The sequence below is a fragment of the Bacillus sp. 11C genome (assembly GCF_055486375.1).
This window is the reverse complement of record NZ_JBUPVZ010000004.1, coordinates 167,394-187,850: the sequence shown is the minus strand read 5'-3', so window position 1 is coordinate 187,850 and position 20,457 is coordinate 167,394. Positions and strand designations below refer to the sequence as shown.

The 20,457-nt window shown below is 43.5% G+C and carries 22 protein-coding genes; all 22 read left to right on the top strand.

Annotated elements, in window-relative coordinates; translation table 11 throughout:
- The first annotated feature begins 58 nt into the window (after positions 1 to 58).
- Positions 59 to 529, top strand: a complete 471-nt coding sequence (gene rimP, locus ACY3LV_RS07895; RefSeq protein ID WP_003231915.1) for a ribosome maturation factor RimP — start codon at positions 59 to 61, stop codon at positions 527 to 529.
- A 34-nt stretch (positions 530 to 563) separates the two neighbouring features.
- Positions 564 to 1,682 carry a transcription termination factor NusA gene (gene nusA, locus ACY3LV_RS07890; protein WP_148961807.1) on the top strand — a complete coding sequence of 373 codons (1,119 nt, stop codon included), beginning with the start codon at positions 564 to 566 and terminating at the stop codon, positions 1,680 to 1,682.
- A gap of 13 nt (positions 1,683 to 1,695) precedes the next feature.
- A complete protein-coding gene (rulR, locus tag ACY3LV_RS07885; protein ID WP_064813803.1) occupies positions 1,696 to 1,971 on the top strand; it encodes a glucose-induced regulator RulR in 276 nt (91 codons plus the stop codon).
- 1 nt (position 1,972) lies between these two features.
- Complete coding sequence (locus ACY3LV_RS07880; RefSeq protein ID WP_087991633.1) at positions 1,973 to 2,275, top strand: YlxQ family RNA-binding protein; 303 nt, start codon at positions 1,973 to 1,975, stop codon at positions 2,273 to 2,275.
- Positions 2,276 to 2,294: 19 nt separating this feature from the next.
- The gene (gene infB / locus ACY3LV_RS07875) at positions 2,295 to 4,442 is read left to right on the top strand and encodes a translation initiation factor IF-2 (protein WP_148961806.1); all 2,148 of its coding nucleotides are present in this window, start codon (positions 2,295 to 2,297) and stop codon (positions 4,440 to 4,442) included.
- Positions 4,439 to 4,717, top strand: coding sequence for a DUF503 domain-containing protein (locus tag ACY3LV_RS07870; RefSeq protein ID WP_010328005.1), 279 nt, complete (start codon positions 4,439 to 4,441; stop codon positions 4,715 to 4,717). The genes infB and ACY3LV_RS07870 overlap by 4 nt, the downstream gene beginning before the upstream one ends.
- A 16-nt stretch (positions 4,718 to 4,733) precedes the next feature.
- Positions 4,734 to 5,087: a 30S ribosome-binding factor RbfA gene (gene rbfA / locus ACY3LV_RS07865; RefSeq protein WP_009967251.1), complete on the top strand. Its 354-nt coding sequence runs from the start codon at positions 4,734 to 4,736 to the stop codon at positions 5,085 to 5,087.
- Between the two features lie 83 nt (positions 5,088 to 5,170).
- Positions 5,171 to 6,100, top strand: coding sequence for a tRNA pseudouridine(55) synthase TruB (gene truB, locus ACY3LV_RS07860; protein ID WP_148961805.1), 930 nt, complete (start codon positions 5,171 to 5,173; stop codon positions 6,098 to 6,100).
- Between the two features lie 18 nt (positions 6,101 to 6,118).
- Positions 6,119 to 7,069, top strand: a complete 951-nt coding sequence (gene ribF, locus ACY3LV_RS07855) for a bifunctional riboflavin kinase/FAD synthetase (protein WP_148961804.1) — start codon at positions 6,119 to 6,121, stop codon at positions 7,067 to 7,069.
- 156 nt (positions 7,070 to 7,225) lie between these two features.
- Entirely contained in the window at positions 7,226 to 7,495 is a 270-nt protein-coding gene (gene rpsO, locus ACY3LV_RS07850) for a 30S ribosomal protein S15 (protein ID WP_003154182.1), read from the top strand.
- A gap of 172 nt (positions 7,496 to 7,667) precedes the next feature.
- A complete protein-coding gene (gene pnp, locus ACY3LV_RS07845; protein WP_464863615.1) occupies positions 7,668 to 9,785 on the top strand; it encodes a polyribonucleotide nucleotidyltransferase in 2,118 nt (705 codons plus the stop codon).
- Between the two features lie 116 nt (positions 9,786 to 9,901).
- On the top strand, positions 9,902 to 10,861 hold the full coding sequence (locus ACY3LV_RS07840; RefSeq protein ID WP_333560416.1) for a polysaccharide deacetylase family protein: 960 nt from the start codon (positions 9,902 to 9,904) through the stop codon (positions 10,859 to 10,861).
- Positions 10,862 to 10,900: 39 nt separating this feature from the next.
- The gene (locus tag ACY3LV_RS07835) at positions 10,901 to 12,130 is read left to right on the top strand and encodes a M16 family metallopeptidase (protein WP_148961802.1); all 1,230 of its coding nucleotides are present in this window, start codon (positions 10,901 to 10,903) and stop codon (positions 12,128 to 12,130) included.
- Between the two features lie 77 nt (positions 12,131 to 12,207).
- Positions 12,208 to 12,465, top strand: a complete 258-nt coding sequence (locus ACY3LV_RS07830) for a YlmC/YmxH family sporulation protein (protein WP_464863614.1) — start codon at positions 12,208 to 12,210, stop codon at positions 12,463 to 12,465.
- Positions 12,466 to 12,651: 186 nt separating this feature from the next.
- Positions 12,652 to 13,545 (top strand): dipicolinic acid synthetase subunit A, encoded by an 894-nt coding sequence (dpaA, locus tag ACY3LV_RS07825; protein WP_148961801.1) that lies wholly within the window; start codon positions 12,652 to 12,654, stop codon positions 13,543 to 13,545.
- Between the two features lie 2 nt (positions 13,546 to 13,547).
- Positions 13,548 to 14,150, top strand: a complete 603-nt coding sequence (gene dpaB, locus ACY3LV_RS07820) for a dipicolinate synthase subunit B (RefSeq protein ID WP_087991641.1) — start codon at positions 13,548 to 13,550, stop codon at positions 14,148 to 14,150.
- Positions 14,151 to 14,275: 125 nt separating this feature from the next.
- On the top strand, positions 14,276 to 15,316 hold the full coding sequence (gene asd / locus ACY3LV_RS07815; protein WP_087991642.1) for an aspartate-semialdehyde dehydrogenase: 1,041 nt from the start codon (positions 14,276 to 14,278) through the stop codon (positions 15,314 to 15,316).
- Positions 15,317 to 15,407: 91 nt separating this feature from the next.
- Positions 15,408 to 16,622, top strand: a complete 1,215-nt coding sequence (gene dapG, locus ACY3LV_RS07810) for an aspartate kinase (protein ID WP_464863613.1) — start codon at positions 15,408 to 15,410, stop codon at positions 16,620 to 16,622.
- Positions 16,623 to 16,652: 30 nt separating this feature from the next.
- Entirely contained in the window at positions 16,653 to 17,525 is an 873-nt protein-coding gene (gene dapA, locus ACY3LV_RS07805; protein ID WP_464863612.1) for a 4-hydroxy-tetrahydrodipicolinate synthase, read from the top strand.
- 179 nt (positions 17,526 to 17,704) lie between these two features.
- Positions 17,705 to 19,372, top strand: a complete 1,668-nt coding sequence (rnjB, locus tag ACY3LV_RS07800; protein WP_148961797.1) for a ribonuclease J2 — start codon at positions 17,705 to 17,707, stop codon at positions 19,370 to 19,372.
- Positions 19,373 to 19,487: 115 nt separating this feature from the next.
- Positions 19,488 to 20,225, top strand: a complete 738-nt coding sequence (tepA, locus tag ACY3LV_RS07795) for a translocation-enhancing protein TepA (RefSeq protein WP_087991646.1) — start codon at positions 19,488 to 19,490, stop codon at positions 20,223 to 20,225.
- Complete coding sequence (locus tag ACY3LV_RS07790; RefSeq protein ID WP_148961795.1) at positions 20,222 to 20,434, top strand: YlzJ-like family protein; 213 nt, start codon at positions 20,222 to 20,224, stop codon at positions 20,432 to 20,434. The genes tepA and ACY3LV_RS07790 overlap by 4 nt, the downstream gene beginning before the upstream one ends.
- Positions 20,435 to 20,457 lie beyond the last annotated feature (23 nt).

Here is a 20,457-nt window from a genome sequence, read left to right as displayed (position 1 = left end):
GGGTTTTTATGCAGAGTGACGAGACGAACATGAGATCGACAGCACAAGGAGGAAGAACATGAGCAAAAAAGTGACTGACACCGTTCAAGAGATGGCTCAGCCAATCGTAGACAGCCTTCAGCTGGAACTCGTTGACATTGAATTTGTCAAAGAGGGTCAAAGCTGGTTCCTTCGCGTGTTTATTGATTCCGATGACGGTGTGGATATTGAGGAATGTGCCAAAGTAAGCGAAGCTTTAAGCGAAAAGCTTGATGAGGCAGACCCAATCAGCCAAAATTACTTTCTTGAAGTCTCATCTCCAGGAGCTGAGCGTCCGCTAAAGAAAAAAGCCGATTTTGAAAAATCACTTGGGAAAAATGTGTACATTAAGACGTATGAGCCTATTGATGGCGTAAAAGTGTTTGAAGGTGAACTGGCTGAATTTGATGGACAAACAGTGACAGTTGAGATCACGATCAAAACAAGAAAGAAACGGATCAATATTCCGTATGAAAAGATAGCTAATGCACGATTAGCTGTTACGTTCTAATGAATACAAATGCTTTAAGGGGGGAGACCGTTAAATGAGCAGTGAATTATTAGATGCTCTCACGATTCTTGAAAAAGAAAAAGGCATCAGTAAAGAAATTATCATTGAAGCAATCGAAGCTGCGTTAATTTCTGCTTATAAGCGGAATTTTAATCAAGCGCAAAATGTACGAGTGGATTTAAACCGTGAAACAGGCTCCATCCGTGTATTTGCAAGAAAAGATGTCGTTGACGAAGTATACGACCAAAGACTGGAGATCTCTATTGAAGAGGCGCAGGGCATCCATCCGGAATATATGGTCGGCGATGTTGTCGAAATCGAAGTAACGCCTAAGGATTTTGGGCGCATAGCTGCTCAAACAGCGAAGCAGGTCGTCACACAGCGTGTGCGCGAAGCTGAGCGCGGTGTGATTTATTCTGAATTTATCGACCGTGAAGAAGACATCATGACAGGCATCGTCCAGCGTCTGGACAATAAGTTTATCTACGTGTCTTTAGGCAAAATAGAAGCCTTGCTGCCGGTTAATGAGCAAATGCCAAATGAAAGCTACAAGCCTCATGACCGCATTAAGGTATTTATCACAAAAGTAGAAAAAACGACGAAGGGCCCGCAGATTTATGTGTCAAGAACACACCCAGGCCTGTTAAAGCGTTTGTTTGAAATCGAAGTGCCTGAAATTTATGATGGAACTGTCGAGCTGAAATCTGTAGCCAGAGAAGCCGGCGACCGTTCAAAAATTTCGGTCCGCACAGACGACCCTGACGTGGATCCTGTCGGCTCATGCGTAGGCCCTAAAGGCCAGCGTGTTCAGGCGATCGTCAATGAATTAAAAGGTGAAAAAATTGACATTGTCAACTGGTCCAGCGATCCTGTAGAATTTGTCGCAAATGCACTCAGTCCTTCGAAAGTGCTGGAAGTCATCGTTAATGAGGAAGAAAAAGCGACAACTGTTATTGTCCCTGATTACCAGCTGTCTCTGGCGATTGGCAAAAGAGGACAAAACGCACGCTTAGCTGCTAAACTGACAGGCTGGAAGATTGATATTAAGAGCGAAACGGACGCAAGAGAACTTGGAATCTATCCGAGAGAACTTGAAGCAGACGACGATGAGCCGCTCTTTACGGAGCCTGAAACTGCTGAATCGGATGAATAAGAGGTGGCCTTAGGTGAATAAACACAAGAAGATCCCGTTACGCAAATGTGTAGTGACTGGTGAAATGAAGCCTAAAAAAGAATTGATCCGAGTTGTACGTTCGAAAGAAGGCGAAGTCTCAGTAGACCCGACCGGAAAGAAGAACGGGCGGGGTGCTTATTTAACGCTGGATAAAGAGTGCATCTTAGCAGCAAAAAAGAAAAACACTTTGCAAAATCAATTTCAATCACAAATCGATGACCAGATTTTCGAAGAATTGCTAGAGCTGGCGGAAAAGGTGAAAAAATAAAATGTCTGGAATGGAATGGTTTCCCTTGCTGGGTCTGGCCAATCGAGCTCGTAAGGTCGTGTCAGGCGAGGACTTGGTAATTAAAGAAATCAGGAATGCGCGTGCAAAGCTTGTCCTGCTTACAGAGGATGCATCATCTAACACAGCGAAAAAAGTAACCGACAAGTGCAGCTATTATAAAGTCCCTTATAAAAAAGTCGAGAGTCGCGCGGTTCTTGGACGCTCTATCGGTAAAGAAGCCCGTGTCGTTGTCGCCGTCACTGACCAAGGTTTTGCGAATAAGCTGATCAGCTTGCTCGATTAATATTTTTGGGGGTGAACGAATGGCTAAAATGAGAGTATACGAATATGCAAAAGCATTAAATGTTTCAAGTAAGGAAATTTTGACCGCACTGAAAAACATGAATTTAGAAGTGAATAATCACATGGCCATGCTTGAAGAAAAGGCTATTAAACAGCTTGATGCCAAATATAAAAAAGGCGGCGCAGCCGTTAAATCTCAAAAGCCTGCAGAAACGAACAAAAACAAACAGACGCAAGGGGTTAATCAGCAATCTGCTGGAAATCAACCAAATAAAATTCGAGACGGAAAGAAGAATGACGTGCAGAATAATCAATTTAACAAAAACAAGAAGAATAACAACAACAAAAAAAATAAACGCAACAACAACAATAAGAATCAATATCAGCAAAAGCCTGTAAAGCCGAAAAAAGAGCTTCCTGAGAAAATTACATTCTCCGGCACTTTAACAGTCGGCGCATTGGCTGAGGAGCTTGGCAAAGAGCCTTCAGAACTCATTAAAAAGCTGATGCTTCTTGGCGTAATGGCAACCATTAACCAAGAGCTTGATAAAGATACAATCGAACTCATTGCATCAGAATATGGTGTAGAAACAGAAGAAGTCATTGTGCTTGAAGAAACAGAACTGGAAAAATATGAAGAGCCCGATAAAGAAGAGGATCTTGAAATTCGTCCTCCTGTCGTGACAATCATGGGTCACGTTGACCATGGAAAAACGACGCTTCTTGACAGCATCCGTAAAACGAAGGTTGTTGAAGGAGAAGCAGGCGGAATCACCCAGCATATCGGTGCTTACCAAATTGAAGAGAACGGCAAGAAAATTACGTTCTTGGATACTCCGGGCCACGCCGCATTTACGACAATGCGTGCACGCGGTGCAGAAGTAACTGATATTACGATTCTGGTTGTGGCTGCAGATGACGGTGTAATGCCGCAAACCGTAGAAGCGATTAACCATGCAAAAGCAGCTGAGGTTCCAATTATTGTTGCTGTGAATAAAGTTGATAAAGAATCCGCAAATCCTGACCGTGTGATGCAAGAACTGACGGAATACGGACTTGTCCCTGAAGCTTGGGGCGGAGAAACTATTTTTGTTCCGCTTTCTGCTTTAACTGGAAAAGGCATTGATGAACTCGTTGAAATGATTTTGCTTGTCAGTGAAGTAGAGGAATTGAAAGCGAATCCGAACCGCCAGGCAAAAGGAACGGTTATTGAAGCGGAACTTGATAAAGGCAGAGGGTCAGTTGCGACATTGCTCGTACAGACTGGTACACTGAATGTCGGTGATCCTATCGTAGTCGGCAATACATTTGGCCGTGTCCGTGCCATGGTCAACGATATTGGACGCCGTGTAAAAACTGCCGGCCCGTCAACTCCGGTTGAAATTACCGGTTTGAACGATGTCCCTCAAGCTGGAGACCAATTCCTTGTCTTTAAGGATGAAAAAACAGCTCGTTCTGTCGGGGAAGCCCGTGCTTCGAAACAGCTTGAAGAGCAGCGCAGCGATAAAGCGAAACTCAGTCTTGATGATTTATTCGAGCAAATTAAACAAGGTGATGTAAAAGACATTAACCTCATCGTAAAAGCTGATGTTCAAGGATCTGCTGAAGCCTTAACGGCCGCACTTCAAAAAATTGAAGTAGAAGGCGTTAAAGTGAAAATCATCCACACAGGCGTTGGTGCAATTACTGAATCTGACATTATCTTGGCATCTGCTTCCAATGCAATAGTTATCGGGTTTAATGTGAGACCGGACGGAAATGCTAAGAGTACGGCTGAAGCTGAAAATGTAGATATTCGTCTTCACCGTATCATTTACAAAGTAATCGACGAGATTGAAGCTGCCATGAAAGGTATGCTTGATCCTGAATATGAAGAAAAAGTAATTGGCCAAGTAGAAGTACGCCAAACATTCAAAGTATCTAAAATAGGTACAATTGCCGGCGGATATGTTACTGAAGGAACCATTACGCGCGACAGCGGCCTCCGTTTAATCCGTGACGGCGTCGTCATCTTCGAAGGCGAAGTAGACGTTTTGAAACGTTTTAAAGACGATGTGAAAGAAGTTTCACAAGGCTATGAATGTGGTATTACAATTAAGAAATACAATGACATTCGCGAAGGTGACATCCTGGAAGCTTATGTCATGCAAGAAATTGAAAGAAAGTGATCGGATTTGCGGAATGTGAATGCATCATTTATGATGCAGGATCGCTAAAAGAAAAGCGTGCCGTTCTGAAGCGGGTTTTAACCAGGGTTCAAAACAAGTTCAATGTTTCGATTTCGGAGATTGACTATCAGGACACATGGCAAAGGACCAGCTTCGGAATCGCCGCTGTTTCTTCCTCTCGCGTTCAAACAGAAAAAGAGCTGCAGCGCGTCCTAGCGTTTATCGATTCTTTTCCTGAAATTGAACGGACGATCACTAGGACAGAGTGGTTTTAACTTAGAGGTGATTGAATTGAGTATGAGAGCAAACCGTGTCGGCGAGCAAATGAAAAAAGAACTCGGTGATATTATCAGCCGCAAGCTGAAAGATCCGAGAATAGGTTTTCTGACTGTAACGGATGTACGTGTATCAGGTGATTTGCAAATTGCAAAGGTGTATATCTCGGTTCTCGGCGACGAGAAAAAACGGGAGGAAGCGCTGAAAGGGCTGGCAAAGGCGAAAGGATTTATCCGATCTGAAATCGGCAGCCGCATCAGACTTCGAAAAACGCCTGAAATTGAATTTGAGTTCGATGAATCAATCGATTACGGAAATCGAATCGAAACGCTGATTCACGAATTACATTCAGAGAAACCATCTGAATAAAAAATGGAGAGGATAGGCGTATATCGTCTGTCCTCTTTTCTTCGTTTTAAAGAGAAAAAACCAAAAGAAGGAGTGAAAGACAAATGGTTAACGGAGTTCTCCTTTTACATAAACCGGTTGGCATGACATCGCACGACTGTGTCATGAAGATCCGAAAACTGTTAAAAACAAAAAAAGTAGGACATACGGGAACACTCGATCCAGAAGTGTCTGGTGTACTTCCGATTTGTGTGGGAAGGGCGACAAAAATAGTCGAATACTTGACTGAAAAGTCTAAAACATATGATGCGGAAATAACACTTGGCTTTTCAACGACAACAGAGGATCAGACTGGCGAAAGGGTTGAAACTAAGCCTGTCAATCAAGCCATTGATAAAGCAGATGCAGTAAAAGTTTTAAATAGCTTAAAGGGTAAACAAGAGCAAATTCCTCCCATGTATTCCGCTGTCAAAGTAAACGGCAAAAAATTATACGAGTACGCAAGAGCAGGTATTGAGGTAGAACGTCCAAAACGTATGATTACTATTGAAGACATTGCCCTGACGACAGAGATTAAACATAATGGAGAAACGGCAAGCTTTCGGTTTACAGTGACATGCTCCAAAGGGACCTATGTAAGGACGCTGGCGGTTATGATCGGAGAAAAACTCGGATATCCGGCTCATATGTCTCATTTAATCCGTACGGCATCCGGAGACTTCTCTCTTGACGAATGCTTTACCTTTGATGAACTTGAAACACAGGCCCAGTCCGGGACCGTGGGAGAGCATACAGTTCCTATTGAAGGCGCGCTCAATCATTTGCCGAAATGGATCATAAGTGATACATTAGCTAAGAAAGTAGAAAATGGGGCTTTGCTTGAGACGCCCGAGCAGTTTTCTGAGATGACAAGCGAAGACCGCATTGCTGTCTTTACGGAATCTGGAAATTGTTTGGCGATCTATTTTCCCCATCCTACAAAAAAAGGGCTGTTAAAGCCGGCAAAAGTATTGCTGCAAAAAAGCGAACAATAGAAAAAAGGTGACCGTTCTGTGAAGACGATACATATTACACATCCTCATCATTTAATCAAAGAGGAGCAGGCAAAGTCTGTGATGGCGTTAGGGTATTTTGACGGCGTTCATCTAGGACATCAAAAGGTAATCGGCACAGCGAAGCAGATAGCTGAAGAAAAGGGCCTGGCATTAGCTGTGATGACCTTTCATCCTCATCCTTCCCATGTATTGAGGAGGAATCAGGAGCCAAAGGATCTGATTACGCCTCTGGAAGATAAAATAAACCAAATTGAACAATTAGGCACAGAGATTCTGTATGTCGTTAAATTTAATGAAGCATTTGCTTCTCTTTCTCCTAAGCAGTTTGCAGACCAGTATATTGTCGGTCTTAATGTACAGCACGCTGTTGCGGGCTTTGACTTTACGTACGGCAAATACGGTAAGGGAACAATGGAGACCATGCCGAATGATTTAGATGGAGAAGCTGAGTGCACAATGGTAGAAAAATTAACGGAACAAGATAAAAAAATCAGTTCCTCGTATATCCGTACCGCGCTTCAAAACGGAGACGTTGAATTGGCGAATGTCTTGCTTGGACAGCCTTATTTTATAAAAGGAATTGTCATTCACGGTGATAAAAGAGGGCGGACCATCGGGTTTCCGACAGCAAATGTCGGTTTAAATAACAGCTATATCGTTCCGCCGACGGGTGTATATGCCGTAAAAGCGGAAGTGAACGGCGAAGTCTACAACGGCGTTTGCAATATCGGCTATAAGCCGACATTTTATGAAAAACGCCCGGAGCAGCCTTCAATCGAAGTCAATCTGTTTGATTTTGATCAAGAGGTATACGGAGCCGCTATAAAAATTGAGTGGTATAAACGGATTCGGAGCGAGCGGAAATTCAATGGCATCAAAGAATTAACAGAGCAAATTGAGAAAGACAAGCAGGAAGCCATCCGTTATTTCAGCAATTTGCGGAAATAACATGCAATGTACACAAATTTCATTTTAAAATATTTGCATATAGGCGCGATTTTTAGTATGATAGTTTGCGTAGTCTTAAAACCATTGCTTGGCAATCCGAAGTCACCGACGGTTGCTAGGTAACTGGGGCTAAATATGATTTGGAGGTGAAACAGGATGGCAATTACTCAAGAGCGTAAAAACCAACTCATCAGTGAGTTCAAAACACACGAATCTGATACTGGATCTCCAGAAGTTCAGATCGCTATCCTAACTGACTCAATTAACAATTTGAACGAGCATTTACGTACTCATAAGAAAGACCACCACTCACGTCGCGGTCTTCTTAAAATGGTAGGTAAGCGTCGTAATCTTCTTACGTATCTACGTAATAAAGACGTAACTCGTTATCGTGAGTTAATTAACAAACTAGGCTTACGTCGATAATCGTAAAAAGCGGGAGGATTCCCGCTTTTTTATCGTATTAAAGCGAAATTTCTTATAACAAATCATTGAAATCCTTTTACATACTACTTTGACATTGATATGTTCAATTCATTTCGTTCATAATAGGAGTAATTGATTATTTCACACAACGAAGAGAGGAGTTCGTAATCGTATGGGACAAGAAAAACATGTCTTTACCATAGATTGGGCCGGAAGAACGCTTACCGTTGAAACCGGCCAGCTTGCCAAACAGGCAAACGGTGCTGTTATGATCCGTTACGGTGATACAGCAGTGCTTAGTACAGCAACCGCTTCAAAAGAACCAAAACCGCTTGATTTCTTCCCGCTTACTGTAAATTATGAGGAAAGATTATATGCGGTAGGGAAAATTCCGGGCGGATTTATTAAAAGAGAAGGGCGTCCAAGTGAAAAAGCGGTTCTTGCCAGCCGTTTAATCGACCGTCCGATCCGCCCTTTGTTTGCTGATGGATTCCGTAATGAAGTTCAAGTCATCAGCATTGTCATGAGTGTTGACCAAAACTGCTCTTCTGAAATGGCTGCTATGTTCGGTTCATCTCTGGCTCTTTCTGTATCGGATATTCCGTTTGAAGGACCGATTGCAGGGGTTACTGTCGGACGCATTAATGATGAATTTATCATTAACCCGACAGTCGATCAGCTTGAGAAAAGCGACATCAATCTTGTCGTTGCCGGCACGAAAGATGCCATTAACATGGTAGAAGCGGGAGCGGATGAAGTTCCTGAGGAAACCATGCTTGAAGCCATTATGTTCGGCCATAAAGAAATTAAACGCCTGATTGCATTCCAAGAAGAAATTGTAGCAGCAGTCGGCAAAGAAAAATCAGAAATTGCGCTCTATGAAATTGATGAAGAGCTTAGTGAAAAAGTAAAAGCTTTAGCAGAAGAAGATTTGCTGAAAGCCATCCAGGTTCATGAAAAGCATGCCCGCGAAGATGCCATTAATGAAGTGAAAAAAGCAGTTGTGGCGAAATTCGAGGATGAAGAGCATGATGAAGACACAATCAAGAAAGTGAAGCAGACTTTGTCCAAGCTGGTGAAAAATGAAGTGCGCCGGTTGATTACTGAAGAGAAAGTAAGACCGGATGGCCGCGGTGTCGATCAAATCCGCCCGCTTTCTTCTGAGGTCGGCCTCTTGTCAAGAACTCACGGATCAGGGCTGTTTACAAGGGGACAAACACAGGCTCTCAGCGTATGTACGCTAGGCGCTCTTGGAGATGTGCAAATCCTTGACGGCTTAGGTGTCGAAGAGTCGAAACGGTTTATGCATCACTACAACTTCCCGCAATTCAGCGTTGGGGAAACAGGGCCAATGCGCGGACCGGGACGCCGTGAAATCGGACATGGAGCACTGGGTGAGCGTGCGCTTGAGCCAGTTATTCCGTCTGAAAAAGACTTCCCTTACACTGTCCGTCTTGTATCAGAAGTGCTTGAATCAAACGGTTCTACGTCTCAAGCAAGTATTTGCGCAAGCACACTTGCAATGATGGATGCCGGTGTACCAATTAAAGCCCCAGTTGCGGGTATTGCGATGGGTCTTGTCAAATCAGGCGAACATTACACTGTTCTGACTGACATCCAAGGCATGGAAGACGCGCTTGGAGATATGGACTTTAAAGTAGCCGGAACTGAAAAAGGCGTCACAGCGCTGCAAATGGACATTAAAATCGAAGGACTTTCCAGAGAGATTCTTGAAGAAGCGCTTCAGCAGGCGAAAAAAGGAAGAATGGAAATTCTTAACAGTATGCTTGCGACATTAAGCGAATCAAGAAAAGAGCTTTCTCAATATGCACCTAAGATTTTAACAATGGCCATTAATCCTGATAAGATCCGCGATGTCATCGGGCCAAGCGGAAAACAAATCAATAAAATCATCGAAGAAACCGGTGTTAAAATTGATATTGAACAGGACGGCACCATCTTTATTTCTTCAACAGTTGAAAGCAGCAACCAAGAAGCGAAAAAGATCATTGAAGACCTTGTCAGAGAGGTTGAAGTCGGCCAGCTTTACCTAGGTAAAGTGAAACGAATTGAAAAATTCGGAGCTTTCGTTGAAATTTTCAGCGGAAAAGACGGTTTGGTGCACATTTCAGAGCTTGCGCTTGAACGCGTAGGAAAAGTTGAAGATGTTGTGAAAATCGGGGACGAGATTCTTGTCAAGGTCACTGAAATTGATAAACAAGGACGAGTCAATTTATCCCGTAAAGCGGTGCTCCGTGAAGAGAAAGAAAAAGAAGAACAACAATCTTAAATGAAAACATAAAAGGAGCCTGGGAGACCCGGCTTCTTTATTTTGAAGCTTTTAAAATGCAGGCAGGTTCTACCTTGTCCTTATCCTTCATAATGTGAGGTGAGGGGGGACAGAACATGTACAAAAAATTTGTGCCGTTTGCCGTTTTTCTATTTCTTTTTTTTGTCTCATTTGAGATGATGAAAAATCCGCACACACTTGATTATATAGGGGCAATGAAAAAAGATACGGTGACTGTCACGGCGTCCAAAGACCCGCTATATGAAGAATTGCTTCAAAAAGCGCCGGAATATGAAGTTAGGCCCCAGGATGCCAGAGTAGATAAGGTCTGGAAAACCATTCCCGGTTACAATGGGTTGATGGTCAATATTGAAAAATCATATAAAAAAATGAAAAAGCACGGCGAGTTTCGGGAAAACGATTTGGTGTACAGGCAAGTAAAACCAAACATTCATCTTGAGTCTCTTCAGCCTGAGCCTATTTATAAAGGAAATCCTGACAAACCGATGGTGGCTTTTTTAGTCAATGTGGCATGGGGAAATGAATATTTAGAAAAAATGCTCCCTGTTCTGCAAAAGCATCAGGTCAAGGCTACGTTCTTTTTAGAAGGCAATTGGGTGAGGAAAAATGAACAGCTTGCTAAGAAGATTGCGGAAGAAGGACATGAAATCGGAAATCATTCATACAATCATCCGGATATGAGCAAACTGACTACAGGAAGAATTTCCGAGCAGCTCGACAAGACAAATGAGCAAATAGAAAAAACGCTCGGTGTTAAGCCGAAGTGGTTTGCTCCGCCGAGCGGAAGTTTTAGAAAAGCGGTCGTCGACATTGCAGCTGAGAAACAGATGGGAACAGTTATGTGGACAGTTGATACGATCGATTGGCAAAAACCGGCTCCGTCTGTACTTCAAACGAGAGTGTTAAGCAAGATACATAATGGTGCCATGATTTTAATGCATCCGACTGACTCTACGGCTGAAAGTCTTGAAGCGCTGATTACAAAGGTAAAAGATAAAGGATACGCGCTTGGAACAGTCACCGAACTAATGGATGAAACAAGACTGTTGAAGTAACTGATGCAGGCAGCTTGTCTTTGAATAGGAGGAACAAATTTGATTAAACGATATACGTGTCAAAATGGTGTAAGAGTTGTGCTGGAAAATAACCCGACAGTCCGTTCTGTTGCGATCGGCGTGTGGATCGGCACCGGTTCGCGGCACGAAAAGCCGGAGATAAACGGGATTTCTCACTTTTTAGAGCACATGTTCTTTAAAGGGACGAGCACAAGATCTGCACGCGAAATAGCAGAATCTTTTGATCGTATTGGCGGTCAGGTCAATGCGTTTACCTCAAAGGAATATACCTGCTACTATGCAAAGGTGCTTGACGAGCATGCAAATTACGCACTGGACGTATTAGCAGATATGTTTTTTCATTCCACGTTTGATGAAAACGAGCTGAAAAAAGAAAAAAATGTAGTATATGAAGAGATTAAAATGTACGAAGATGCGCCGGACGACATTGTGCATGATTTACTGAGCAAAGCCACTTACGGCAATCATTCTTTAGGCTATCCTATTCTTGGTACGGAAGAAACGCTTGCTTCCTTCAACGGCGACTCTCTCAGACAATACATGCATGATTATTATACACCGGACCGAGTGGTCATTTCGGTAGCGGGCAATATATCTGACAGTTTTATCAAAGATGTAGAAAAATGGTTCGGGTCATACGAGGCGAAAGGCAAAGCGACAGGCCTCGCGAAGCCCGATTTCTACACGGAAAAACTGACGAGAAAAAAAGAAACAGAGCAGGCTCATTTATGCCTTGGCTTTAAAGGCCTTGAGGTTGGCCATGAACGCATTTATGATTTAATTGTCCTGAATAATGTGCTCGGAGGCAGCATGAGTAGCCGCCTGTTCCAGGATGTCCGTGAAGATAAAGGGCTCGCTTATTCTGTTTACAGCTATCACAGCTCTTATGAGGACAGCGGTATGCTTACCATTTACGGCGGGACCGGTGCAAATCAGCTTCAGCAGCTGTCAGAAACAATTCAAGAAACCCTTGCTACATTAAAACGCGAAGGTATTACCTCTAAAGAGTTGGAAAACAGCAAAGAGCAAATGAAGGGAAGCTTGATGCTGAGCTTAGAAAGCACAAACAGCAAAATGAGCCGAAATGGAAAAAATGAACTGCTGCTCGGCAAACATAAAACTTTAGATGAGATCATCAAGGAATTAAACGCCGTAAACTTAGAGCGAGTCAACGGCCTTGCCAGACAACTGTTTACTGAAGATTATGCACTGGCACTCATCAGCCCCTCCGGCAATATGCCATATTAAAAGGAAAAGCCTGCCCCATAACGGAGCAGGCATTTTTTAATTCCTTTAATCATACATAGTACAAGGGGGTGACAGACATGCGGCTCAGTGAATTATCAGGAAAGGAAATTGTAGACATCAAAAGAGCTGAACGGCTGGGAGTACTCGGCCAGACCGATTTAGAAATCAATGAACAGGATGGACAGATTACGGCACTCCTCATTCCGACAATTAAGTGGTTTGGTTTGAGAAAACATGGTCAAGACATTCGTGTCCCCTGGCATCATATTCAAAAAATCGGATCAGATATGATCATATTAGACGTGCCTGAGGAAATGTCTCCTCGGCAAGAGTAAGAAAAAAGCCCAAAAGAATGTAGTGCGGGCTCCAAAGTAAACTTATGAAACATCGGCTTCGGCAGCCGGTGTTTTTTTCTATGAAAAAAGCGCGTTTTAATTCACCGGTATTTCCTTTTGATCATAAGATGAAGGGGAGCTTAACAACTAGAGATCCAGTATATACAAAGAAGGTGAACGTTTAAAATGTTAACCGGATTGAAAATTGCAGTTATCGGCGGTGACGCAAGACAGCTCGAAATAATAAGAAAGCTCACTGAACAGCAGGCTGACATCTATCTTGTCGGTTTTGACCAATTGGATCACGGTTTTACCGGAGCAGTAAAATGCAACATTGATGAAATTCCTTTTCAGCAAATAGACAGTGTTATTCTCCCAGTGTCTGCAACAACAGGAGAAGGTGTCGTATCGACTGTATTTTCGAATGAAGAGGTTGTGTTAAAACAGGAGCATCTCGACAAAACACCTGCACACTGTGTCATTTTCTCAGGAATTTCTAACGCCTATTTAGAAAACATTGCAGCTCAAGCAAACAGAAAACTTGTTAAGCTGTTTGAACGGGATGACATTGCGATATACAATTCTATTCCGACAGTAGAAGGAACGATTATGCTGGCTATTCAGCACACGGATTATACGATACACGGATCTCAGGTGGCCGTTCTAGGTCTGGGGCGCACCGGGATGACGATTGCCCGCACATTTGCCGCGCTTGGAGCGAATGTAAAAGTGGGGGCAAGAAGTTCAGCGCATTTGGCACGTATTACTGAAATGGGACTCGTCCCTTTTCATACCGATGAGCTGAAAGAGTATGTAAAAGATATAGATATTTGTATTAATACAATACCGAGTATGATTTTAAATCAAAAGGTACTTTCTAGCATGACACCAAAAACTTTAATATTGGATCTGGCCTCACGTCCCGGGGGAACGGATTTCAAATATGCCGAAAAACAGGGGATTAAAGCACTTCTTGCCCCTGGTCTACCAGGAATTGTCGCTCCTAAAACAGCTGGGCAAATCCTCGCAAACGTCTTGAGCAAGCTATTGGCTGAATTACAAGCTGAGGAGGGGAAGTAAGCATGTCGTCATTAAAAGGAAAAAGAATCGGGTTTGGGCTGACTGGATCGCACTGCACATATGAAGCGGTTTTCCCGCAAATTGAGGCCCTGGTCAACGGAGGGGCAGAAGTCCGTCCGGTTGTCACTTTTAACGTAAAATCCACAAATACCCGATTTGGAGAAGGAGCGGAATGGGTTAAAAAAATTGAAGACCTGACCGGATATGAGGCCATTGATTCGATTGTAAAGGCAGAGCCCCTTGGGCCGAAGCTGCCCCTTGACTGCATGGTCATTGCGCCCTTAACCGGCAACTCAATGAGCAAGCTTGCAAATGCTATGACAGACAGTCCGGTGCTGATGGCGGCAAAAGCGACAATCCGAAACAATAGGCCAGTCGTTCTTGGTATCTCGACAAATGATGCTCTCGGTTTAAACGGAACAAATTTAATGAGGCTCATGTCAACAAAAAATATCTTTTTTATTCCATTCGGGCAAGACGATCCATTTAAAAAACCGAATTCAATGGTAGCCAAAATGGATCTGCTTCCGCAAACCATTGAAAAGGCGGTTATGCATCAGCAGCTTCAGCCGGTTCTGGTTGAGAATTATCAGGGAAATGACTAAATTTACAGAAAATCTTTCCCAAACTAAAAAATTCGGTCATCACCCGCATATTCTATGGTAAAATAAAACGTAAAATCATAGTCAAATCAATTCAATGATGCTGATTGGCGGAAGGAGTTTTACAGATGGGAAGAGGTTTACACGTAGCAGTTGTCGGAGCGACAGGGGCTGTAGGACAACAAATGCTGAAAACACTTGAAGACAGAAACTTTGAAATGGACACACTTACATTGCTATCTTCCAAACGCTCTGCGGGGACAAAAGTCACGTTTAAAGGCCAAGAGCTGACTGTTCAGGAAGCTTCTCCCGAGAGCTTTGAAGGGGTAAATATTGCTTTGTTCAGCGCCGGCGGAAGCGTATCACAGGCATTGGCACCAGAAGCTGTAAAACGCGGCGCTATTGCTATAGATAATACGAGTGCGTTCCGTATGGACGAAAATACACCACTTGTTGTGCCTGAAGTGAATGAAGCAGACTTGCATGAACACAACGGCATTATTGCCAATCCGAACTGCTCTACAATCCAAATGGTTGCGGCTCTTGAACCGATCCGCAAAGCATACGGCTTAAACAAAGTCATCGTATCAACTTACCAGGCGGTTTCAGGAGCGGGAAATGAAGCTGTAAAAGAGCTTTACAGCCAAACACAGGCGATTTTAAATCAAGAAGAAATTGAGCCCGCGATCATGCCTGTAAAAGGCGACAAAAAACACTATCAAATCGCCTTCAACGCGATTCCGCAAATTGATAAATTCCAAGATAACGGCTATACGTTTGAGGAAATGAAAATGATAAATGAAACGAAAAAAATCATGCACATGCCGGACCTTCAAGTAGCGGCTACATGTGTGAGACTGCCAATTCAAACTGGGCACTCAGAGTCCGTCTACATTGAGGTTGACCGTGATGACGCTACAGTTGAGGATATTAAAAAACTATTAAAAGAAGCTCCGGGCGTGACACTTCAGGATGACCCAAACCAGCAGCTTTATCCGATGCCTGCTGATGCCGTCGGTAAAAACGATGTGTTTGTTGGCCGCATCCGCAAAGATTTGGACAGAGCAAACGGTTTTCATTTATGGGTTGTTTCTGATAACCTGTTAAAAGGCGCGGCATGGAACTCTGTTCAGATTGCAGAAAGCCTGAAAAAACTAAACCTCGTATAAAAGAGAGAATTTCCTAAAGACGAATAGAAGAGAGTAAGGTGCTATCAGCCTGCTCTCTTCTGTTACGTCCGAATAATTTGGAGTGAAAACAGTGAAGATAATTGTTCAAAAGTTCGGCGGAACATCTGTAAAAGATGATAAAGGCCGTAAACTGGCTTTAGAGCATATTAAAGAAGCAATCAGTGAGGGATATAAGGTTGTCGTTGTCGTTTCAGCGATGGGCCGGAAAGGAGACCCGTACGCAACGGATTCTTTGCTGGGGCTGCTTTACGGCGATCAGTCAGCGATTTCCCCGAGAGAGCAGGATTTGCTTTTATCTTGCGGAGAGACCATTTCTTCTGTCGTCTTTACAAGCATGCTGCTTGATAACGGTGTGAAAGCAGCTGCCCTGACAGGGGCTCAGGCTGGCTTTTTAACGAATGATCAGCATACCAATGCGAAAATCCTTGAAATGAGACCGGAGCGTTTATTCAGTGTTCTCGCAAATCATGACGCTGTAGTCGTCGCAGGGTTCCAGGGTGCCACTGAAAAGGGTGATACAACAACGATCGGCAGAGGGGGCAGCGATACGTCCGCAGCCGCACTTGGCGCAGCGATTGACGCGGAATACATCGATATTTTCACCGATGTAGAAGGTGTGATGACTGCTGACCCGAGAGTGGTGGAAAATGCGAAACCGCTTCCTGTCGTGACGTATACTGAAATTTGCAACCTGGCGTATCAAGGGGCGAAGGTCATTCATCCGCGGGCTGTAGAGATTGCGATGCAGGCAAAGGTTCCCATCCGCGTCCGTTCGACTTATTCGAAAGATAAAGGCACATTGGTGACATCGCATCACTCTTCCAAAGTCGGAAGCGATGTTTTCGAAAGGCTGATTACGGGAATTGCCCATGTCAAAGATGTCACGCAGTTTAAAGTGCCTGCGAAAATCGGCCAGTATAACGTGCAGACTGAAGTGTTTAAGGCGATGGCGAATGCGGGAATCAGTGTTGATTTCTTCAACATTACACCTAGTGAAATCGTATATACGGTGGCCGGTAATAAAACAGAAACAGCTCAGCGTATTTTAATGGATATGGGCTATGATCCGTTGGTAACGAGAAATTGCGCGAAGGTATCGGCGGTCGGAGCTGGCATTATGGGTGTTCCCGGCGTCACGTCCAAAATTGTTTCGGCTCTTTCCGATAAAGAAATTCCGATCCTTCAGTCGGCTGACAGCCATACGACGATATGGGTGCTTGTCCATGAAGCAGATTTGGTTCCTGCTGTAAACGCTTTGCATGAAGTGTTTGAACTTTCCAAGTAAATGTGATTGAATCATGATGAGGTGAATAAAATGAATTTCGGAAATGTGTCTACAGCGATGATTACACCCTTTGACAATAAAGGGAATGTAGACTTTCAAAAACTGTCTACATTGATTGATTACTTGTTGAAAAACGGAACGGATTCTTTAGTAGTGGCGGGAACAACTGGAGAGTCGCCAACCCTTTCAACTGAAGAAAAAATTGCGCTGTTTGAATATACGGTAAAAGAAGTGAACGGTCGGGTGCCGGTTATCGCGGGTACTGGCAGCAACAACACGAAAGATTCCATAAAGCTGACAAAAAAAGCTGAGGAAGCGGGCGTAGACGCGGTCATGCTCGTTACGCCGTATTACAATAAACCTTCTCAAGAAGGAATGTACCAGCATTTTAAAGCAATTGCGGCAGAAACGTCTCTTCCGGTCATGCTGTATAATGTGCCGGGCCGCACAGTAGCTTCTCTCGCTCCTGAAACGACGATTCGTTTGGCGGCAGACATCCCGAATGTAGTTGCGATTAAAGAAGCGAGCGGAGACCTCGAAGCGATTACGAAAATTGTTGCGGAAACGCCCGAAGACTTCTCTGTCTATTCAGGGGATGACGCCCTGACCCTTCCTATTCTCTCAGTCGGAGGAAGAGGAGTTGTGTCAGTGGCGAGCCATATTGCAGGCTCTGATATGCAGCAAATGATCAAAAATTATACGAATGGGCAAACAGCTAATGCGGCACTGATTCATCAGAAACTGCTGCCGATTATGAAGGAACTGTTTAAAGCGCCTAACCCGGCTCCTGTCAAAACAGCGCTTCAACTGAAAGGCCTTCATGTCGGATCGGTGCGACTTCCTCTTATCCCGCTTAGCGAAGATGAACGACTGAGCTTAAGCAGCACGATCAGCGAACTGTAAGAAAAAATTTCATACAGTGAAACAAACGCGGTCATTCTCACATTCAGCTGAGTTTGACCGTTTCTTATACATATTGGTTTTGCTTAAACCTTCTGCTTTATCTTGTTTTCTAAATTTACTTTCAGTTATAATAGGAACAAGTGATGATGGACGGGTATGAGACTAGGAGGATATAGATTTTGAAAAAGAAAAATACAGAAAACGTTAGAATTATCGCCCTTGGCGGTGTCGGAGAAATTGGGAAGAATCTTTATGTCATCGAAATTGACTCAGACATATTTGTCGTTGATGCCGGCCTTATGCATCCAGAAAACGAAATGCTCGGTATTGATGTAGTGATTCCTGACATATCATATTTGATTGAACGGGCTGACCGCGTCAAGGCAATCTTTTTAACACACGGGCATGATGAAAATATCGGCGGCGTTTTTTACTTGTTAAACAAGCTGTCCGTTCCAGTGTACGGAACAAAGCTGACGCTTGCACTATTAAGAGAAAAATTAAAACAATACGGACATAACCGAAAAACTGATTTAAGAGAAATTCACTCCAAATCTGTCATTACATTTGAATCAACAAAAGTATCGTTCTTTAGAACGATTCACAGCATCCCTGATTCTGTAGGTGTGAGTTTTAAAACATCACTTGGATCTATAGTATGCACGGGAGACTTCAAATTTGACCAAACACCTGCACTTAATCAAATGTGCGACATTGGCGAGATCGCCAAGATCGGCAATAGCGGCGTGCTTGCCCTGCTTTCAGACAGTACAAATGCGGAACGTCCGGGTTATACGCCTTCGGAAGCAGCTGTCAGCGGAGAAATTTCGGACGCGCTGTATAATTCAGAGAACCGGGTGATTATTGCTGTTTTCGCATCCAATATTAACCGGATTCAGCAAGTCATTCATGCAGCTTCTCAAAATGGAAGAAAGATTGCCGTTGCTGGAAAAAATCTACAATCTGTCCTACAACTGGCAAGAAAGCTCGGATATATCGAAGCTGATGATGAACTGTTTATTTCTGTGCAGGATGTCAAGAAGTATCCAAAACGCGAAGTGGCCATTATGACAGCCGGCAGCCAAGGTGAACCGTTAGCTGCCCTGACAAGAATGGCAAACAAAGCTCACAAACAGTTGAACATTGAAGAAGGGGATACAGTTGTCATTGCGTCCACCCCAATCCCTGGACAGGAACTTATTTATTCTAAAACAGTAGATATTCTCGCGAGAGCCGGCGCGCAAGTCACCTTTGCCCAAAAGCGTGTCCATGTATCTGGCCACGGTTCACAGGAAGAGTTAAAGCTGATGATCAATCTGCTTAAACCAAAATATTTAATTCCTGTAAACGGCGAATACAGAATGCAAAAAGCTCATTCAAAAATCGCTGAAGAAATCGGCATGAAGCGCAGTGACATCTTCTTAATTGAAAAAGGAGACGTCGTTGAATTTCGCGGCCAGAACGTAAAAATTGGGGATAAAGTTCCGTATGGCAATATTTTAATTGATGGTTTAGGCGTCGGCGATATCGGCAATATCGTGCTGCGAGACCGCCGCTTACTTTCACAGGACGGAATTTTAATCGTTGTCATTACACTTGATAAACAAAAGAAACATCTTGTATCAGGACCAGAAATTATCACTCGCGGTTTTGTTTATGTAAGAGAGTCTGAAGGCCTTATCGTAGAGGCTACTGAGCTTGTCCGTTCCATCGTGACAGAAGCGACTGAAACATCAAATGTTGAATGGTCAACGCTGAAGCAGGCTATGCGAGATGCTTTGAACCAATTCCTATATGAAAAAACGAAACGTAAACCGATGATCATTCCAATTATTATGGAAGTGTAATGACTGACTAAGGCCGGAGCTGCTCCGGTCTTTATTTTTTGCCTTTTAAGCCGGGGATTGAATTGAGTAACTTTGTTCATAATACAAAGAGAAACTCGGAAAGGGTGAAAGCGAGATGGATCATCGTATGGAAAACACAGAAGAAGAGCGTCCTGAAAAAAATGATGCGAAAGACAGCATTATGAATAAAATACAGCAGCTTGGTGAAACGGCGCTCCCGCAGCTGCCCCAGGATACAAATATTCATTGTCTGACCATTATCGGCCAAATAGAAGGCCATGTTCAGCTTCCTCCGCAAAACAAAACAACAAAATATGAACATGTTATCCCGCAGATTGTCGCAATTGAACAGAATCCCAAAATTGAAGGTCTGCTGATTATATTAAATACGGTCGGAGGAGATGTTGAAGCGGGTCTCGCAATAGCGGAAATGCTCGCATCTTTATCAAAACCGACCGTTTCCATTGTGCTTGGCGGAGGGCATTCTATCGGCGTTCCGATTGCGGTATCTTGTGATTACAGTTATATCGCTGAAACAGCAACAATGACCATTCATCCGGTTCGGCTGACCGGATTGGTAATCGGCGTGCCGCAAACGTTTGAATACCTGGATAAAATGCAAGAAAGAGTTGTTAAATTTGTAACTAGCCATTCCAATGTAACCGAAGAGAAGTTTAAAGAACTGATGTTTTCAAAAGGAAATTTAACACGCGACATCGGAACAAATGTAGTGGGTAAGGATGCAGTTGAATACGGACTGATCGATCACGCAGGCGGTGTCGGACAGGCGATCAATAAACTGAATGAGCTCATTGAGGAAGCAAGGGAAGAAGAAGGACGGATGATTCAATGATTCTGTATACCGTGATGCCGCAGGAAATTGTGTTTGCAGATCAGAACCAAGAGACAAGCGTTCATGAGCAGATTGAGTATAAAGGTGTACCGCTTCTTGTCGAGATGAAAGGCAATGAAGCGGAAGTCATTCAAATCATGAGCACAAATCCAATGCATTTTCTGCACCCGGACATTTCTCCGGGACAAAAGCTGAAATTAAACGTATAAGATTCCAACCCTTTTTTAAGTGC